Source organism: Dysgonomonas sp. (assembly GCF_035323175.1).
Classification (GTDB): domain Bacteria; phylum Bacteroidota; class Bacteroidia; order Bacteroidales; family Dysgonomonadaceae; genus Dysgonomonas.
Window position 1 is genome coordinate 685,807 of record NZ_DAOKYH010000001.1, and the last position, 18,568, is coordinate 704,374.

Below are 18,568 nucleotides of genomic sequence, written 5' to 3' on the forward strand. Positions count from 1 at the left end.
TCATATGAAAATAAATAAGATTTTTTACGCATTTCTCTTTGTAGCATTAGTTTTAGGATTCGCATCATGTAGTGATGACGAAGGCTATCCTGTTGTTGAACCACCTGTTGTTGAACCACCTATTGTTGAGCCACCTTTGGCAGGAACAGGATCATACATATTAAATAGTGGAAAAAGCGGAAGTAATAACGCAAATATTGCTTATTACGACTATGAAACAGGAAAGGTTACTTACAATGTCTTCGAATCAATAAATAGTAAAGGACTGGGAGATACTGGACAAGATATAATAACCTACGGAGATAGAACTTATATAGCAGTATCAGGATCTGCTGTTATTTATGTTTTGGACAAAACGGGTAAAATATTAAGTACTATAGAATCTACTAAAGATGGAAAAAAGCAACAGCCGAGAAATCTTACAGCTTATGATGGTAAAGTATATGTCACATATTTTGATGGGTATTTGGCCAAAATAAATCCGAATACTTTAAAAATTGAAGCTGAGGTCAAAGTTGGCCGTAACCCTGAATATGTACGAGCATCCAAAGGAAAATTATATGTCGCAAATTCAGGAGGGTTGGACTATAATACAGCTACTGGTTATGATAAAACAGTTTCGGTTGTAGATGTAGCGACTTTTACAGAGATTAAGATGCTAGATGTTGTTATAAATCCTGATAAAATGGTTGTAGATAGTCAAGGGGATATCTATGTAATATCAAATGGAAATTATAATGATGTTCCAAATACATTGCAACGAATAGATGCAGATACACAAGAAGTAACTCAGGTAGGAAATGCTACATGGATGACAATATGTAACGATAATATATACATTATATATTCTCAATACGATGCCAATTGGAATCAGATTATAACATATAGTGTATATGATGCTAAAGCAGAAAAGGTGTTAACTAATAACTTTATCACTGATGGTACAGTATTGAACAAACCATATAGTATATCATCAGATCCTGTGAAAAAGTATATCTTTATAGGTACATCAGACTATAAGACCGATGGAGATATGTATGTTTTCAATACAGATGGTAAATTAATTAAAACATTTGACACAAAAGGTTTGAATCCGATTGCAGTATATCCTACAGTCAAATAAGCGAAGTTCATACAAACTCATAGTTATATTTCTATGAGTTTGTATGATTAATAACTACAAATCAAATTAAAAATTTAGTAAATCAGAAGATCACTCAATTTGAACGGAATTATATTCTTATTAAAATAAAATATTGTATTTACTAAAAAATTTAAATTATGAAAAAGTATTTATTGTTAATCATTAGTCTATCGTTCTTTATTTTTTCCTGTGAAGATCACTATGAGAAGAATCAAGAAGCAGGTTATTCAATGGCAAATAACGAAGTAGTTTTAAAAGAAAGAGACCATAATATTCCATGGGTTCGTTCTGAGTATCAGTCAAAATTTTCTTCCGTAACTAACACCACAAAAACCGGAGTTATAGGTATTCCTAAGTGAAATACTTGGGGAGGTCATTTAGGAATAATTATTATCCTATTGAAGATTCAAGAAATCTTGGTTATTCAGTTATCGATTTTGATAAATTTTACAAAGACTATCGTTCGTACTGTAATTTCTGGAAAAATAATACAAGTGATGGTTCATATTTTTCATATGCTAACTTTGATAGATATACCTCTAATTCAACAATAACTAAAAATATAGGTGGAGGGTTTAAGCTTGATGTTGGTATTTTCTCTATTGGAAGTAAAAGTAGTAAAAAAGAAGTATTTACAAAATCACTTGTGGAAAATACAGATGCAGTTTTTGGTGAAGTTAATATCGTTGTAAGAGATTCTTGTTTTGAATTGCAAACTAGTTCAAACATATTAGAAAAGATTAAAGAGAATTATTTGTCTAAGGATTTCAAAGAAGAATTATATAAGACACACCCAAGTGAATTTTTTTCCAATTATGGAGGGTTTGTTTTGGCTAGCTTTGTTACTGGAGGGAAAGCATCTGCTCAATATGTGGGTTTATATAAAAAAACAGAAACCAGTGAGACAAAAGAAAAAAATATGAACCTCGAAATGGATGCTTCATATAAATTTAAGGGGGCCAAGGAAAATAGTTCTGCAGAATTGAACTTTGGAAGAAATAGTAACAGTAGTACATCCGTTACTAATGAATTCAGTTCTATTAAAATGTCTATTAAAACAATCGGAGGTTCTCCTGATTTTGCTTCTTTTTCTATAGCCAAAGAGGTTAAAAATACTAATTTAGACCTCTCTAGATGGGTCAGCTCTTTGAATGATAAAAGCACTCATAGTATTATTGAATTGGGAGATGGCGGATTAATTCCTATTACAGAGTTTATTCCGGAGTTCAACCTTAGAAAAATAATGAAAGGGTATATCGCTAGGGGAGTTAATAAAATAGAAAGATTACAAGAGCCTTATATAAAAATTGAGCTTGGATATATATATAGTCCGATTGCTCGAGATGCACTTGTTAATCTATATACTCGGTTTGGAGATATAATCTGTTTAAAGATAAATACAATATACCCTGGTGAATTCGACCAATATGCAACACAAGAAGCAAAAAGATATAGTGCTATGTTTGGTTTGAAAATGATAAAAAATACTAATACCTCAACAAGTCCCGGTTCAGAAATAATAGGATATGGTGGAACAACTATATTTAAAGAAGATTTATTAAAGAAATTTACGTATAATGGTGTTATATATATAGTATCTGATTATGATCCTCAAACAGATCGGAATGACGAGGACTGCGAATTCTGTGGTAGATTTGCGTTTTCTATACATGATGATAAGATATTAGACGAATATGGAATACGAGCATTAGTTAACCGTTTACCTCCAACTAATATCAGTATAGAAACACTTCTAAGGAAGTATCGTATTATGGCTTTATAGTAAAAGCCTTATAAATAATAAAACAACAAATGAAATCATTCAATATCACACTACTTTTCACTATCATTCTTGTCTTGACCGGCTGCAACAAGCAAAAGCCTGTCGGACAAGATGAGAGTGCTCTTCTTAAACAGACGGACTCTGTTTATACAGTCCATTATGCCAAAGGGTTTCAAGTGAAAAAGTATAATGATTATACCCTTGTTACTGTACGTGACCCGTGGGACACTACTCGGTTGTTACATACCTATGTGCTTGTAGACCGAGCAAAAGAATTGCCCGCCAACTTGCCGAAGGGTGTCGTTGTGAAAATTCCACTTCAGAATGTAGCGACATATTCTACTATCCATTGTTCATCTTTGAATGAATTGGGGCAAATAGATATTATAAAAGGTGTTTGCGAGCCGCAGTATATAAAATTGGATATAATTCAGCAGCGTGTAAAAAACGGCGAAATAGAAAATCTGGGGATGGCTAGCAAGCCGGATGTGGAGAAAATAATTATGTTGAATCCCGATGCTATTTTTGCGACACCAATACAGGGTTGGACATACGGCAATGTGGAGAAAACAAATATTCCGATGCTCGAAACTGTAGACTATACAGAATCTCATCCACTGGGACGCGCTGAATGGATTCGTTTTTATTCTTTATTCACAGGAAAAGAACACTGTGCCGACTCTCTGTTTGCTATTACAGAGAAAAATTATAAAGAAGTCAAAGAGATAGTAGCCAATGTAACTAAGAGACCTTCGGTACTCCCGGATATACCTTATCAAGGAAAATGGAATATGCCGGGTGGCAGAAGCTTTATGTCCAATATGTTGTCTGATGCTGGAGCAATATATCCATGGAATGAAGACAAATCAACATCATATATGCCTCTTAACTTCGAAATAGTTTTTGACAAGGCCGGAGAGGCTGATATCTGGATTATCAAATACAATACCCCGTCGGATATGACTTATACAAGTCTTGAGAAAGAATATAAGCCATATTCCTACTTTAAAGCATTCAAAAGTAAAAACATATATGGATGCAACACCGCTTATAGCAGTTATTACGAAGATTTGCCTATACATCCCGACTATATCTTAAAAGATATGGCCTATGTATTTCATCCGGATCTCTTCCCTGACTATAAGCCGAAATACTATAAACGGATTAGTGAATGATTATTTATATATAGGTAAGCAAAAGGCGTTGGAATCTTAATTGATCCGGCGCCTTTTCTATATTTACTCTCCTTATAATCTTATTTAATCGAACGCAACAGCATGCTTATATAGTGAGGAATACTAATTGTTTAGAATGCAAACGTTTGCATTCTTTTTTATGCAAGTAGTTTATTCAGGATAATAACAGTGGTATCAAAAGCCATAGATTTGTGATACGGATGGCTATTGTGCTAAAATAACCTAATACACTTATTAGTATCATGAAATTATTAAGATTCTTTTTCCCTCTATTACTATGCATATTTTTATCATGCAGTGATAATGGTCCCAACAATCCTGATATACCCGAAGTACCTGTAACGCCAACAATAGGGAGTCTTAGAGATGGTATTACTGTTATCAGTGACGACTCATTGGCTTTTGTTCTTTTTGCTCCCAAAAAACAAACGGTTCATCTTATCGGAGACTTCAATAATTGGACGGTTTCGGATAGCTATAAGATGAAAAAAGACGGGGATCGTTTCTGGATAAAAATAGGCAATCTCCAAAAAGGGAAAGAGTATATATGTCAATACCTCATAGATAATTCGATAAGGATAGCAGACCCCTATACATCTAAAGTTTCTGATCCGGATAATGATCGTTATATCTCTAATAATGTATACCCTAACTTGATACAATACCCTACGGGAAAGACTTCCGAGATAGCCATGGTAGTAAATACAGCTCCGGCTTCTTATTCTTGGAAAGTAAATACTTTTAAGGTTGATAAGCCGGATAATATGGTTATTTATGAGATCCTTATTCGTGATTTTACAGAGCAGGGAACGATTAAGGCCGTTGAAGAAAAAATAAGCTACCTTAAAAATCTTGGTGTAAATGCTGTCGAGCTAATGCCATTCAATGAATTTGAGGGTAATAATAGTTGGGGATATAACCCGTCGTTCTATTTTGCTACAGACAAAGCATACGGTACATCTAACGACTATAAAGCATTTATTGACGCATGCCACTCTAATGGAATTGCTGTGATAATGGATATGGTACTAAATCATAGCTATGGACAAAGCCCGATGGTGAGAATGTATCAGGGTAGCGATAAAAACCCTACAGCCGATAATCCTTGGTACAATAAAACATCCCCTAACTCCAGTTATTCTTGGGGATATGATTTCAATCACGAGAGTAAATATACTCAGGCATTTGTAGACAGTGTTTGTGCATATTGGATAAAAGAATACAAAGTAGATGGATTTCGTTTCGACTTCACAAAAGGTTTTACCAATACAAAAGGTGATGGATGGAGTAAAGACGACAGTCGTATAACGATCCTTAAAAGAATGGCTTCCGAAATTTGGAAACGAAAATCTGATGCAATTGTCATTTTTGAGCATCTTACAGCCAATGATGAAGAAAAAATACTGGCAGACTATGGAATTAAACTTTGGGGAAATATGAATTATAACTTCAATGAGGTAACGATGGGTTGGGGGGCTGAAGCCGGAGACAATGGTCTGAAAGGTGATGTTTCATGGGCTTCGTATAAGAAAAGAGAATGGTCGAAACCAAACTTAGTCGCTTACATGGAAAGTCATGATGAAGAAAGAATTATGTTCAAAAACAACTCATACGGAAAAAGCTATGGTGATTATAATGTGAAAAATTTAGCAACAGGATTAAAACGAACAGAAGCGGCAGCAGTTATCTTGATGTCATTACCCGGACCTAAAATGATCTGGCAGTTCGGAGAGCTGGGCTACGATGAGGAATTAAATAATGACCGCTTAGGAGAAAAGCCTCCTCATTGGGAGTATTACGATGTACCTGCAAGAAAGAATCTCTACGATGTGTTTGCTAAAATAAATAAACTTCGTAATACGAATACTACCTTTTATACGACTGACTATACTATTGATTTAGCAAATCAGTATAAACAAATATTATTAAAATCATCAGCAGAGTCTATCTGTGCCATAGCTAACTTCGATGTCACAGAATTAACTCAGAAAGTTAATTTCGGAAAAACAGGTAAATGGGAGGACTATTTTACGGGTAACCAGCTAAATGTATCTGATAATTCTATAGATATTACACTCCAACCGGGAGAATACCGGTTATATATAAGCAAATAAAAAAACACAAATAGGACTTTAAAAACTACGTATTACTTTAGGTGTTTTTACAATAACCTTTGGCCTTGGTCAAAGGTTATTTCTATTTAATGCGATATATCATTTACAACTCCCATCGAAAATTGATATATTTGTCAAAAATAAATGCTATTGATATGAAAAATGTTTTAGGATTGCTGCTTGCTTGTTTCTTCTTAACAACAGCAAGTGCGCAACGTTTAGACCTTATGGATATTAATTCCGGCAAATACTCTGCTCGAGGTGTTCAGCCGGTTGTGTCATCAGCCGATGGCGAATCTTATTTTCAGGCAGATAATAAAAATTCGATGATCATCAAGTATTCGTACAAAACAGGTTTGCCGACCGATACTCTGTTTAATGTTAATAAGGCACGTGAATGTACGTTTAGCTCATTTCAAGGATTTATAATCAGCCCCGATGAGAAACGCCTGGTAGTGTATAATGATTACGAACCGATCTATCGTCATTCATTTAAAGCGAATTACTATTATTACGATATTAGACGAAATTTAGTTCGAAAACTGACTGAAAATAAAGAAAAGCAATCGATACCGACTTTTTCTAAAGATGGAAGAATGTTGGCTTATGTTATCAACAACAATATATGGCTTGTCAAGTTTGATTATGATACAGAATCTCAGATAACAAAAGACGGAGCATTGGGTAAAATAATCAATGGCGGAACAGATTGGGTATATGAAGAAGAGTTTGCAACGACCAGTATTATGGATTTTTCTGAAGACGGGCGTTTGTTGGCATTTGTAAGATTCGACGAAACAAATGTGCCTGAGTATTCGATGCAGATGTATGAAAACAAACTTTACCCAACTTCATTTTCGTTCAAGTATCCGAAGGCCGGAGAACAAAATTCGAAAGTAACATGCAACGTATTCGATATTGACTCGAAGACAATACGGAAAATGAATATACCTGATAATGTTGAGTATATTCCTCGTATACAGTTTTTACCTACCGGGGACGATTTAGCAATAATGACATTGAACAGAGAGCAGAATAAATTTGATCTGTTTCTTGCAAATGCACGCTCATCGGTATGCCGCTCTATCCTTCATGAAGAGAACAGCAGATATATAGACTCAGAATTGTTAAACTATATATACTTCTTTGGAAATCAGTTTGTGTATGTTAGCGAAAAGGATGGATATTCTCATATATATCTTTATGATAAGAATGGTGCTCAGCAAAAGAAATTAACTTCAGGAAACTACGATGTAACAAGCCTATTGGCTGTTGATCCGGTTTCTAAAACTGTTTTTTATGAAGCTGCAGAAGACAGTCCTCTCCAAAGAGCAATCTACAAGGTGGATATGGTGAAAGGAATCAAAACTAAATTATCTACAAAGCAGGGAACTAATGCTGCAACATTTAGCAAAAATGGGAAATATTACATCAATAGTTATACCAATATCTCAATACCTCGGATTGTTACCGTACACGACGCTACAGGAAAGGAACTTCGAGTATTGGAAGATAATGCTAAATTGAAAAATACATTAGCCGGACTCAACTTACCTAAAAAGGAGTTTATTACTGTAAAAGCGGCTGACGGACAAGACCTGAATGCATATATAATGAAACCGGTGGACTTCAATCCATCACGCAAGTACCCGTTGGTAATGGTTCAGTATAGTGGACCTAATTCGCAACAAGTAGCGGATAAGTACGGTGTTGATTGGACAGATTACCTGACTACCCAAGGATTTATTGTTGCTTGTGTTGACGGACGAGGAACTGCAGCCAGAGGGGAAGACTTTCGTAAGTGTACATATATGAATCTGGGTATTTACGAATCGGACGATCAAGCAGCTGCCGCAAGACATTTTGCTTCTTTACCTTATATTGATGGAAGTAAAATTGCTATTTGGGGATGGAGTTATGGTGGATACAACGTGTTGATGAGTATGAGCCGGGGGAATGGCGTATTCAAAGCCGGAGTTGCCATTGCTCCTGTTACCGATTGGAAATTTTATGACTCTGTATATGCAGAACGTTTTATGCGAACTCCACAGCAAAATGAAGCCGGATATCAATCAGGCTCTCCGATTTTGCTCGCTAACAAATTAGAAGGGAATTTATTATTAATACACGGTTCTGCCGACGATAATGTACATTTCCAAAATACGATGGATTATGCTGCTGCATTAGTCAAAGCCAACAAGCAATTCGATATGTTTGTGTTCACGGATAAAGATCACTCTATACGAGGTGCAGCTAACAGAACTTATTTATTCGAAAAGGTTATTAAGTTTCTAAAGACAAATATGTAAATAAGACATTTCATTTATATCAAAAAGGAATGCTGATATCAGCATTCCTTTTTGTTTTTTATAAATCAGTAATTCTGGAGTTAGCTCTTGGCTTTATTTAATTTGTCCAAAACTTTCTTTTCCACTTCATCAGCCAATTCGCTTAATTGTTCAGACTTGTAGGCTGCACGTTCCTTTAGATATTCCAGTTGGTTTTTTCCAACATCGATACCATCTTTTATTTTTTTCTTAGCCTGACCTGATAATTTATTTAAGTCATCACATACACAATCTAGCTTACCACTTTCTGCCAACTTATAAATAACGAGCGCAAGACCTATACCGGCTGCTGCTCCGATTAATAGTTTCTTCATAATGTTTCTATTTTTATTTAATATTAATGTGTAGTATACTCTTAATTTTAAACATAACGAAGACATACTTTGTTCAAATATTAGTAATTTAGGATATTTAGGACACTTATAGCGCTTTATAGGACTTTTGACGATCATATATATTTATCAACTTTACCTAAAAGTTAATCTTATGAAAATAGCATTATTTCTTAAAAACGATAAGATTGACGATTCCGATATAGACACAATACCTATAATCGTTTTGCATACCGACAGTAATACAGTCGTGGAGATCGAAAAAGATATTCTAGTAAAAAAGGACGTCAATTATTTGGCTCTTTGGTTGTTGACTAAGCGAATCAAAGAGGTGTATGTTATGGATATTGATCCGCTTATCCGGCAACTATTCGAGAGGCTGGGGGTAGTAGTTCGCAAATATGATGATATGAAAAAGAACCCCTTACTAAGGAAGTTTATATCATGATATTTCGATTTTATCGCGAAACTCTTTCCCGTTTTTATGTTTTATTTTTCTCTTCCCCCTAATGCATTAAGTCTCTCTGTATTGTACGGGAGTTAGTCCTGTATGCTTCTTGAAAAATCGCCCGAAGAAAGAAGGATTGGGGAAATTTAACTCGTCTGATATCTGTAAAATTGTGTTCGTTGTTGTTTTTAGCAGATGTTTTGCTGAAGCAATCAAGGCTTCATTAATCCACATAAAGGCCGTTCTGCCTGTCCTGCTTTTTACAATAGTTGATAAGTATTTTGGTGTGAGACACATTTCACTCGCATAGAACTGTAACGATCGTTCTTTTTTGTGATACTGCAATAATAAATTAAAAAAGCGTGAGATTAATTCATCCTGATGCGAAGATGTATTCATGTTGTCACACTCGTATGTACTTACATCTTTGATCCGATTGTAGTATATATTACCTATTTCGGTTAGCATTGCATATAAGAGGCTTTTAGCCATTTCATTCCTGAATGGATGATCTCTACGCTTGTATTGTTTAACAATAAAAGAGTGGAACTCCAGATATTTGTTGGCTTCCGTTTCTGATATTTTTATACAAGAGTTTTGCATAATACTTCTCGATATGTCGAAGTTCGATATATTGGGCATTTCTGTGAGAAAGTCTATAGAGAAAATTAAAAACTCAAGCATCAGATCTTCACTACGTGTGATAAATTCTGTGACAAACTGAGGCATGATTGTAATAATCATGTTTTTCTCTATATCATATTCTTTGAAATTTATTTTTATACGAGCATTCCCTTTAATACAAATTGCAAAAGCTACGCCATCGAGTATAAACGGAAAATTGGAGGACAGAGGAGGAAATAATACTGCTTTATCGGATATAATAAAATTTTTGATTGCAAAAGGATCTATATGTTCTGAAATATCCTCTAGTTGGATTTTTGCCAATTTCATATTTTGAATTCTTTTTGTGTAAAAAGTCGATTAAGATGAATGCAAACATAGTCTATTTTCATTGAAATATAGAAAAAGTCGAAAGGAACTTTTGAACATATAATAAGAACTTTAGACTGTTTTTGTTGTCAACAATTTTTCAAAGTTATGCCTAAAAAGAATTTTAGAACATCTTTAAGCCAAAATAGACCTTTTGTCGTTCTCTATTTTGTTAGACCTTTGTCTTCATCAATAAGAGAATATCTTAAAAGATTGAGTTAATTAAATAAAGGTAAATTAAAAACAAAAATTAAAAGTTATGAAAAAGTTATTTTTTACACTTGCAATTATGTTAGGTCTAACAGCAACAGTTTCAGCTCAAGATGTTGGTCAGATATGGGTTGGAGGTAGCGTTGGTTTCAACAGCACTAAAATTGACGGTGGCGACAGAGTATCATCATACCGTATTCTTCCTGAAGTAGGTTATGCATTTACTAATAATATGGGAGTAGGTATCAGATTGGGTTATGCACACAATAAACCAGCATTAAACGGTTCTGTAAATTCCGATATTATTTTCAAAGATGCATTTACTGTAAATCCTTTCCTACGTATGTCATTCCTTAAAGGAACTATGGGTAGCCTCTTTGTTGATGGCGGTGCTGCATATACTTATGGAAAAACTGATTATATGGTATCTACAGGTCAGACTGCCGCTGAAAAGTATAAATTGAATGCTTGGGAAGTTGGTTTCCGTCCGGGTGTAGCAGTTAATGTTACAGATAAAATTACTTTAACAGGTAAATTCGGATTCTTAGGTTATCAACATGCAAAATATGCTGGAATCAAAGGTGATAATTTCGGATTCGATTTCGATCTTAGCCAAACAGAAATTGGTGTAAACCTTGTGTTCTAAGAATTTAGACTTATTCTATAATAAAACAAAAGCCGTTCTTTAAAGGACGGCTTTTGTTTTATATAATATCTACTTAATGTGCGAATAGCTTATCTGTCTTGTTTAAGTCTGTCGGCCATAGCCTTTCCCAGAGAAACACAGTCTTCATAAGTATTTAGGTTCATAGCTTGCTTCATTTCTACCGGCGAGCCTATGACTTCAAATTTACTGTCGCTTGCAAATTGAGCCAAACGCTTAACTGCTGCTCCCGCCCAGGTAAATGATCCGAAATACCCAAAATAACGATGCTTCATATCACGACCCTCAATTTTCGAGATTAGATATTCTACCTCAGGAAAGAGTTTGTTATTGTATGTCGGAGATCCGATGATCAAACCTTTGTATTTGAATATATCACGTATAATGTATGAATGTGAACGCTTCGATACATTATGTAATATAACCTCTTTTATCCCTTGTTGAGCCAGTTCGTAAGCTACTGTTTCAGCCATTTGCTCAGTGTTGCCATACATACTGCCATAAGCAATCACAACGCCTTCATCGCCTTCATAACGGCTTAGCTTGTCGTATATGCTTATTACTTTTTTTATCTGTTCGTCAAGAGTCCATATCGGCCCATGTGTAGAACAGATATATTTTATTTCGAGAGTATTAAGCTTTTCAAGTGCTTTTTGTACCGGAGAGCCAAACTTGCCTACAACGTTAGAATAATAACGCACCATCTCATCGTAGTAGCGTTCAGGATGTAATTGCGCATCGGTAATACCACCATCAAGAGTTCCGAATGTACCAAAAGCATCGCCCGAGAATATGATTTTATGATAAGTATCATATGTCATCATTGTTTCAGGCCAATGTACCATTGGCGTCAGATTGAAAATAAGCTTATGTTTGCTACCTAAAGACAGTTCCTCACCGTCTTCTATAATTTTTACTCCATCTGAGATTCCATAAAATCCTTGTACCATCTCAGCCGTACGTTTGTTACCTACGATCTGTACATTCGGGAATCTGTTTCTAAGCAATCCCAGAGAACCTGAATGATCGGGTTCCATGTGATTGATGATTACATAGTCAAGAGACTTTCCATTTAAGGCTATTTCCAACTTATGGAAAAAGATATCAGAATAACATACGTCTACTGTATCAAAAAGCGCTGTCTTCTCATCTACAAGAAGGTATGAATTATAAGATACGCCTTTAGGGAGTGGCCATAAGTTTTCGAAAAGATTCTTAGTGCGGTCATTTACTCCGATATAGTAAAGGTCATCTTCTATTGGAATTGGTTTTAACATACGAAATTACTTCTACTTCTTTATTGTTTTGCTTTCTATTGTTTCTTTTTTTCTTGTTGCATTCCACACCAGCCAGATACCCCATAGTACGAATGGGATACTTAGCAATTGTCCCATATTAATACCGAAAGTAGCTATCATATTAACCTCAAATGGCTCCTGTACATTTTTTATATATTCGATAAAAAATCTGGAAAGGAAAATCCCTATAAGTGAGACCCCTAATATCAGGCCTTGTTTGTTTTTTGCATTTGTTCTATAGAATAGATATAGTCCTACACAGAATATAGCGAAGTAAATGAGAGCTTCATATATTTGTGTCGGATGACATGGCAGCTCGTTTGAACCACCTTCAGCTATTGGAAAATGCCAGTGCGGATCGCGTACAAAATTGAAACCCCAAGGAAGAGTTGTCGTTCCTCCATATATTTCAGAATTCATTAAATTACCAAGTCGGATACATGTTGCACCAATGGCAACGCCTACTATCAAGCGATCGAGAGCCCATATCATACTTTTTTTGGTAACTCTGACCGAAAACAGCCATATACCTACAGTCATGCCTATTGCTCCTCCGTGGCTCGATAAACCACCTTCCCATACCATCAGCATCTTTAACGGGTTGCTTAGGTAATATACCGGGTCGTAAAACAAACAATGCCCCAATCGTGCTCCAATAATGAGGCCCGTGAGAACATAGATGAATAACGAATCGAACCATTTTTCAGGCAGCTTCTCCGATTTGTACATTTTTTGCACAACAATAGTTGTTAACAGTACTCCGGTAGCCCAAAGTATTCCATACCATCGTATTTCTCGTCCCAATATAGCAAAAGCATCAGGGTTTACATCCCAGGTAATAAATGAAAGCATATACTTGTTTTTATTTCAAAATTTTTACTTTACCTTTTTTCGGAGTACAAATATATAAAATACTTATCAATAGATATACTTTATTGAGATAAGTTAAAGGACTCTTTGTTAATATTTGCGTATAAAGTATTTATTGATAATTATTTGTGTGTTTTAGAAGGAAGAGTTTATTATATATAATTATTCTAAATAGAGAGACGTCTATTCATTTGAATATTAGTGTATATAAGGGAATGTTAATAAAATATCCTAAAGCTTCGCTTTTTGTTTACATTTTTCATATCTTTAAGAACAAAAAAGCTTGTTGTATAAACGAGTTTGAATTTATATAGCTTGTTTGTTGACATATTAAATACCGAAAATCTATCAGTAACATTATGGATTACAATTATAAAAAGACCAATGCTTACCTCAAATTTGATAAATCGCGGATGGTTAACCTCGAATACTCGCTTTATCGTGAGATTTTGAGAACAAACCGGAGGGGAGCATATCACTGTACAACATTAGTAGAGTGTAACACACGAAAGCAACACGGACTACTCGTTCTTCCTGTACCCCGTTTGGGTGATACAAATCATGTATTGCTATCATCCTTAGATGAAACTGTAATACAGCATGGTGCGGATTTCAACCTGGGGATACACAAATATGATGGAAATAATTATAGCCCGATGGGGCATAAATATATACGAGAATTTGATTGCGACTCGTTGCCGCGAACGATATATAGAGTAGGGGGGGTGATTTTATCTAAAGAGAAGATGTTTTCTTTAGAGGATAACTCTATTTTTATCAGATATACACTGATAGATGCTCATTCGCCTACAACGATGCGTTTCAAGCCTTTCTTGGCATTTAGAGATGTGAACGAATTAACGGAAGAGAATCCGATAGCAGATCTTGGATATAAGGAAGTGGAAAATGGCATCAGTATGTGTATGTATACCGGCTATCCCGATTTGTTTATGCAGTTTAATAAGCCTGTAAATTTCGTCTTTGAGCCAAACTGGTATAAAGGTGTAGAATATATGCAGGATATGAATCACGGATTACCATACAAAGAAGATTTGTATGTACCCGGATATTTTGAATTACCCATACAGAAAGGTGAGTCGGTAATATTCTCAGCAAGTGATATTCACGTAGATACGAGTAAGCTGGTTTTCTCATTTGAAAAAGGTATAAAAGAGCGTACCCCTCGTTCTTCTTTCTATAATTGTTTGAAAAATTCAGCACATCAGTTTTATTATCGTCCCACTAAAGATGAACTATATTTACTGAATGGTTATCCTTGGGGTGAGGTTAAGGCCCGAGAGCAATTTATGGCTTTGGAAGGACTTACGCTAGGTGTTGGCAAGAAAGATGCTTTTGAAGAGATCGTTGATACTGCTATTCCTACAATTCAGCAATTTATGGAGGGGAAGCCAATAGCCGGATTTATGAAGGATATAGGTGATGCAGATGTACTCTTATGGGTGATACGCGCCCTTAAAAAGTTTCAGGTGTATGACTCTGAGCGTTTTTATTTAAAATATGCAAGTTTGGTTAGCCAGATCGTAAGCTTTATACAAGAAGGCAATCACCCGAACTTGAAGCCATTAACGAATGGGTTACTTACTGTAGACAATAAAGTTGGTTATCCGAGTTGGATGCATAATAAGATTTCGGACGGACTTTATTTGGCTCCTCGTACAGGATGTTTGGTTGAGGTTAATGCGTTTTGGTATAATGCACTCAAGTTTAATGAAGAAATAGCACGCAATCAAGATAATCCGAAGCTGGAAAGAAAGATGGCTCTATTGGCTGAGATAACCAAAACATCATTTTTAGAAGTCTTTCTTAACGATGGTGGCTATCTGTACGATTATGTTGTAGGTAATTTCGTAGATTGGAGTGTCAGACCTAATATGTTATTGGCTATAGCTGTCGATTATCCACTGCTGGGTAAGCGACAAAGTAAAAGTATAATTGATATAGTAACTAAAGAATTACTTACACCTAAAGGCATTCGTTCCCTTAGTCCGAAGAGCATTGGTTTTCGTCCGAGATGTGAAGGCTCAATATATGATCGTCTCTACAGTGCTTTTAATGGTGCGGCATGGCCGTGGCTGCTGCGGGCATATCAGGAAGCTTACCTTAAAATATTCCAACAGAGTGGATTGTCTTTTCTCGACCGTCTACTGATTGGTGTTGAGGATGAAATGTCTAACGATGGCATAGGTTCTTTATCTTCTGTATATGATGGCAGTATCCCTTATTTCGGACATGGGCAGATTTCTTATGCCATAAATGTTGCCGGAATAATAACTGCTCTCAATGTTCAGAAAATGTTTGGAGATGAATATTGAATGATAAAGAATACCTCTTTATGCAATATGATTTAGATTATTAAATTTACAGAATAGTTTCGAACTAAAATATATGAAAGCATTAATGTTTGGATGGGAGTTTCCTCCCCACATATTAGGCGGGCTTGGGACAGCTAGTTATGGATTGACAAAAGGTATGTCTTTGCAGCCTGATATGGAGATTACATTTGTTATACCTAAACCCTGGGGCGATGAAGACCAGAGTTTTCTGAAAATAATAGGAGCATGCAATACCCCTGTAGCCTGGCGTGAGGTATACTGGGACTATGTGAGTGAGCGTCTGTCGAAATATATGGACCCTCAGGAATATTATAATCTACGCGATCATATTTATGGCGATTTTAATTATCTGCATACAAATGACTTGGGTTGTATAGAGTTCTCGGGACGTTATCCCGACAATTTGCTCGAAGAGATAAATAATTATTCTATTGTAGCCGGAGTGATTGCACGCACTCATAGTTATGATATAATACACTCACATGATTGGTTGACTTATCCCGCAGGAATACATGCCAAAAATGTTTTGGGAAAACCTTTAGTTATACATGTGCATGCAACAGACTTTGACCGTAGCCGAGGCAAGGTAAATCCGCAGGTTTATCAAATGGAAAAAAACGGCATGGACTACGCAGACCATATTATCTGTGTGAGTGAACTTACCCGGCGAACAGTGATTGAAAAGTATCATCAAGACCCGGCAAAAGTGACTACTGTACACAATGCTGTAGAACCATTAAGTGCCGAGATTGTCGCTATTGAGCCTCAAAAAGGTAAAGACAAAGTTGTAACTTTCTTGGGGCGTATCACGATGCAAAAAGGTCCTGAATATTTTGTGGAAGCTGCCGCTCGTGTACTTGAAAAGGCTAGACACATACGTTTTGTGATGGCCGGTAGCGGTGATATGATGGAACGTATGATTTATCTTGCAGCCGAAAGAGGAATATCAGATAAATTTCATTTTACTGGATTCCTTAAAGGAAAACAAGTATATGAAATGCTGAAACGGAGCGATGTATATGTAATGCCTTCGGTTTCTGAGCCATTTGGAATTTCGCCACTAGAAGCGATGCAGTGCAGTATTCCTACTATTATATCAAAACAATCCGGTTGTGCCGAGATCCTAGATAAAGCAGTGAAGGTTGACTATTGGGATGTTGAGGGCATGGCCGATGCTATATATTCTATTTGTACATACGATGCCATGTCTGAATTCCTAAGCAGAGAAGGGAAAGAAGAGGTGGATAATATAAAATGGGAATATGCCGGACAAAAGGTTAGGGATATTTATAATAGTCTATGTCAATAATAAAAAACAAAATACATTATGAAAAATATATGTTTCTATTTCCAAATACATCAGCCTCACAGGCTAAAGCGCTATAGATTTTTCAACATTGGCGGAGATCATTATTACTATGATGACTTTGCCAATGAGGATTTTATGCAACAGGTGGCTGAAGTGTCGTTTATACCTGCCAACAGGTTGATGCTTGAAATGATAAAAGAATACGAAGGCAAATTTAAGGTTGCATTCTCTATTTCGGGCGTGGCTTTAGATCAGATGGAAATATATGCTCCTGAGGTTATTGATGGATTCAAAGAGTTGGCAGATACAGGCTGTGTTGAGTTTTTGACTGAAACACAAGGACATTCTCTGGCTTCTTTGGTAGACCCTGAAGAGTTCAAGAAGCAGGTAAATGAACATAGCAATAAGATAGAAAGCCTGTTCGGACAACGTCCAAAGGTATTTCGCAACACAGAATTGATATACTCTGACGAAATTGGACACTTAGTCTATGAAATGGGCTATACAGGAATATTGACCGAGGGTGCTAAGCGAACACTCGGATGGAAAAGTCCTAATTATCTTTATCAAGCAGCAGAAGAGCCAAAACTGAAATTATTGTTACGTAATCCAAAATTCAGTGACGATATTGCAACTCGTTTTTCTAATTATAGCTGGAATGAGTATCCGCTTACTGCCGATAAGTTTATTTCCTGGGTGGCTAATACGCCAAAAGAGGAACAGGTTATTAATTTGTTTATGAATTATGAAGCATTAGGTAATTTTCAAAAGAAAAGCTCAGGTATATTCGAATTTATGAGAGTATTGCCTCGTTTTGCTGCTGAGAATAATATCGGATTTGCTACACCATCAGAAATATTTAAGACGATGAAGCCTGTTGATTCTATTTCGTCTATGCACCCTATATCATGGGTAGGGGAAGAAAAAGATGTTTCGGCATGGTTGGGTAATACATTGCAAGAAGAGGCATTCAATAAGTTGTATGAAATAGCGGAACGTGTTCGCCTAAGCCAATCACGACGGATATTACAAGACTGGATATACTTGCAGTCAAGTGATCATTTTTATTATATGGGAACAAAAAATGCGTTGCCATTTAGCCCATATTCATCTCCATACGAAGCATTTAATACCTATATGAATGTGTTGAGTGACTTCAAGGAAAGGGTAGAAGCCGAGTTTCCTAGTTCTATTGATAATGAGGAACTTAATGCGTTGCTTACCACCATTCACAATCAGGCAAATGAAATAGAAGAGCTGGAAGACAAAATTGGAAAGCTGGAAACTCAGTTAAAGCCTAAAACAAAAGCTACAACGGCAAAACCCAAGGCAACAGAGAAGCCTAAAAGTGTAGCAACTGAAACTAAACTTGAGAGTCCCAAGCCTGTAGCAAAGCCGAAGGTAAGTGCTAGGGGAAAAGCTAAGCCATCTGCAAAGAAATAATTATTCATGCAGCTTTCTGTGTCTTATATGCATCATAATATATAGACAACTAAATCTATACT

15 protein-coding genes are annotated in these 18,568 nt (G+C 35.9%); 11 read left to right on the forward strand and 4 right to left on the reverse strand.

The features are described from left to right. Window positions 1-4: 4 nt before the first annotated feature. From PKC55_RS02885 to PKC55_RS02910, 6 genes are all read left to right on the forward strand, one after another. Window positions 5-1,123, forward strand: a complete 1,119-nt coding sequence (locus PKC55_RS02885; RefSeq protein WP_283687160.1) for an NHL repeat-containing protein — start codon at window positions 5-7, stop codon at window positions 1,121-1,123. A 158-nt stretch (window positions 1,124-1,281) separates the two neighbouring features. Further along, complete coding sequence (locus PKC55_RS02890) at window positions 1,282-1,503, forward strand: hypothetical protein (RefSeq protein ID WP_291130201.1); 222 nt, start codon at window positions 1,282-1,284, stop codon at window positions 1,501-1,503. Next, a complete protein-coding gene (locus PKC55_RS02895) occupies window positions 1,500-2,927 on the forward strand; it encodes an MACPF domain-containing protein (protein WP_291130203.1) in 1,428 nt (475 codons plus the stop codon). Before PKC55_RS02890 ends, PKC55_RS02895 begins: the two co-directional genes overlap by 4 nt. A 29-nt stretch (window positions 2,928-2,956) precedes the next feature. Next, window positions 2,957-4,102: an ABC transporter substrate-binding protein gene (locus tag PKC55_RS02900; RefSeq protein WP_291130205.1), complete on the forward strand. Its 1,146-nt coding sequence runs from the start codon at window positions 2,957-2,959 to the stop codon at window positions 4,100-4,102. A gap of 263 nt (window positions 4,103-4,365) precedes the next feature. Continuing rightward, complete coding sequence (locus PKC55_RS02905) at window positions 4,366-6,237, forward strand: alpha-amylase family glycosyl hydrolase (RefSeq protein ID WP_291130208.1); 1,872 nt, start codon at window positions 4,366-4,368, stop codon at window positions 6,235-6,237. Between the two features lie 155 nt (window positions 6,238-6,392). Beyond that, on the forward strand, window positions 6,393-8,546 hold the full coding sequence (locus PKC55_RS02910) for a S9 family peptidase (RefSeq protein ID WP_291130211.1): 2,154 nt from the start codon (window positions 6,393-6,395) through the stop codon (window positions 8,544-8,546). An 80-nt stretch (window positions 8,547-8,626) separates the two neighbouring features. Here PKC55_RS02910 and PKC55_RS02915 read toward each other — a convergent pair whose 3' ends face one another. Further along, complete coding sequence (locus PKC55_RS02915; protein ID WP_006842849.1) at window positions 8,627-8,899, reverse strand: hypothetical protein; 273 nt, start codon at window positions 8,897-8,899, stop codon at window positions 8,627-8,629. A gap of 172 nt (window positions 8,900-9,071) precedes the next feature. On the opposite strand from PKC55_RS02915, the gene PKC55_RS02920 reads away from it, so the two are divergent. Beyond that, the gene (locus PKC55_RS02920; RefSeq protein WP_135105206.1) at window positions 9,072-9,365 is read left to right on the forward strand and encodes a hypothetical protein; all 294 of its coding nucleotides are present in this window, start codon (window positions 9,072-9,074) and stop codon (window positions 9,363-9,365) included. Between the two features lie 66 nt (window positions 9,366-9,431). On the opposite strand, the gene PKC55_RS02925 is transcribed toward PKC55_RS02920, so the two are convergent. Further along, window positions 9,432-10,319, reverse strand: coding sequence for a helix-turn-helix domain-containing protein (locus tag PKC55_RS02925; RefSeq protein WP_135105207.1), 888 nt, complete (start codon window positions 10,317-10,319; stop codon window positions 9,432-9,434). A 298-nt stretch (window positions 10,320-10,617) separates the two neighbouring features. Between PKC55_RS02925 and PKC55_RS02930 the strand changes: the two genes are divergently transcribed. Then, window positions 10,618-11,214: an outer membrane beta-barrel protein gene (locus PKC55_RS02930; RefSeq protein WP_291027347.1), complete on the forward strand. Its 597-nt coding sequence runs from the start codon at window positions 10,618-10,620 to the stop codon at window positions 11,212-11,214. An 89-nt stretch (window positions 11,215-11,303) separates the two neighbouring features. On the opposite strand, the gene PKC55_RS02935 is transcribed toward PKC55_RS02930, so the two are convergent. Then, window positions 11,304-12,509 carry an FprA family A-type flavoprotein gene (locus tag PKC55_RS02935; RefSeq protein WP_135105209.1) on the reverse strand — a complete coding sequence of 402 codons (1,206 nt, stop codon included), beginning with the start codon at window positions 12,507-12,509 and terminating at the stop codon, window positions 11,304-11,306. Between the two features lie 12 nt (window positions 12,510-12,521). Continuing rightward, window positions 12,522-13,382 (reverse strand): prolipoprotein diacylglyceryl transferase, encoded by an 861-nt coding sequence (lgt, locus tag PKC55_RS02940; RefSeq protein WP_291127265.1) that lies wholly within the window; start codon window positions 13,380-13,382, stop codon window positions 12,522-12,524. Window positions 13,383-13,759: 377 nt separating this feature from the next. On the opposite strand from lgt, the gene PKC55_RS02945 reads away from it, so the two are divergent. The 3 genes from PKC55_RS02945 (at window position 13,760) to PKC55_RS02955 (ending at window position 18,506) form a co-directional block, all read left to right on the forward strand. After that, the gene (locus tag PKC55_RS02945; protein ID WP_291127263.1) at window positions 13,760-15,733 is read left to right on the forward strand and encodes a glycogen debranching enzyme N-terminal domain-containing protein; all 1,974 of its coding nucleotides are present in this window, start codon (window positions 13,760-13,762) and stop codon (window positions 15,731-15,733) included. 73 nt (window positions 15,734-15,806) lie between these two features. Next, window positions 15,807-17,063 (forward strand): glycosyltransferase, encoded by a 1,257-nt coding sequence (locus tag PKC55_RS02950; protein ID WP_135105212.1) that lies wholly within the window; start codon window positions 15,807-15,809, stop codon window positions 17,061-17,063. 18 nt (window positions 17,064-17,081) lie between these two features. Then, entirely contained in the window at window positions 17,082-18,506 is a 1,425-nt protein-coding gene (locus PKC55_RS02955) for a polysaccharide deacetylase family protein (RefSeq protein ID WP_283687150.1), read from the forward strand. The last annotated feature ends 62 nt before the right edge of the window (window positions 18,507-18,568 follow it).

What these genes read in the sequence shown, in the direction of transcription:
- PKC55_RS02885 (WP_283687160.1), top strand. Translation starts at nt 5, where the DNA reads ATGAAAATAAATAAGATTTTTTACGCATTTCTCTTTGTAGCATTAGTT.
- PKC55_RS02955 (WP_283687150.1), top strand. Translation starts at nt 17,082, where the DNA reads ATGAAAAATATATGTTTCTATTTCCAAATACATCAGCCTCACAGGCTA.
- PKC55_RS02925 (WP_135105207.1), bottom strand. Translation starts at nt 10,319, where the DNA reads ATGAAATTGGCAAAAATCCAACTAGAGGATATTTCAGAACATATAGAT.
- PKC55_RS02945 (WP_291127263.1), top strand. Translation starts at nt 13,760, where the DNA reads ATGGATTACAATTATAAAAAGACCAATGCTTACCTCAAATTTGATAAA.
- PKC55_RS02950 (WP_135105212.1), top strand. Translation starts at nt 15,807, where the DNA reads ATGAAAGCATTAATGTTTGGATGGGAGTTTCCTCCCCACATATTAGGC.
- PKC55_RS02915 (WP_006842849.1), bottom strand. Translation starts at nt 8,899, where the DNA reads ATGAAGAAACTATTAATCGGAGCAGCAGCCGGTATAGGTCTTGCGCTC.
- PKC55_RS02935 (WP_135105209.1), bottom strand. Translation starts at nt 12,509, where the DNA reads ATGTTAAAACCAATTCCAATAGAAGATGACCTTTACTATATCGGAGTA.
- PKC55_RS02890 (WP_291130201.1), top strand. Translation starts at nt 1,282, where the DNA reads ATGAAAAAGTATTTATTGTTAATCATTAGTCTATCGTTCTTTATTTTT.
- lgt (WP_291127265.1), bottom strand. Translation starts at nt 13,382, where the DNA reads ATGCTTTCATTTATTACCTGGGATGTAAACCCTGATGCTTTTGCTATA.
- PKC55_RS02910 (WP_291130211.1), top strand. Translation starts at nt 6,393, where the DNA reads ATGAAAAATGTTTTAGGATTGCTGCTTGCTTGTTTCTTCTTAACAACA.
- PKC55_RS02900 (WP_291130205.1), top strand. Translation starts at nt 2,957, where the DNA reads ATGAAATCATTCAATATCACACTACTTTTCACTATCATTCTTGTCTTG.
- PKC55_RS02920 (WP_135105206.1), top strand. Translation starts at nt 9,072, where the DNA reads ATGAAAATAGCATTATTTCTTAAAAACGATAAGATTGACGATTCCGAT.
- PKC55_RS02930 (WP_291027347.1), top strand. Translation starts at nt 10,618, where the DNA reads ATGAAAAAGTTATTTTTTACACTTGCAATTATGTTAGGTCTAACAGCA.
- PKC55_RS02905 (WP_291130208.1), top strand. Translation starts at nt 4,366, where the DNA reads ATGAAATTATTAAGATTCTTTTTCCCTCTATTACTATGCATATTTTTA.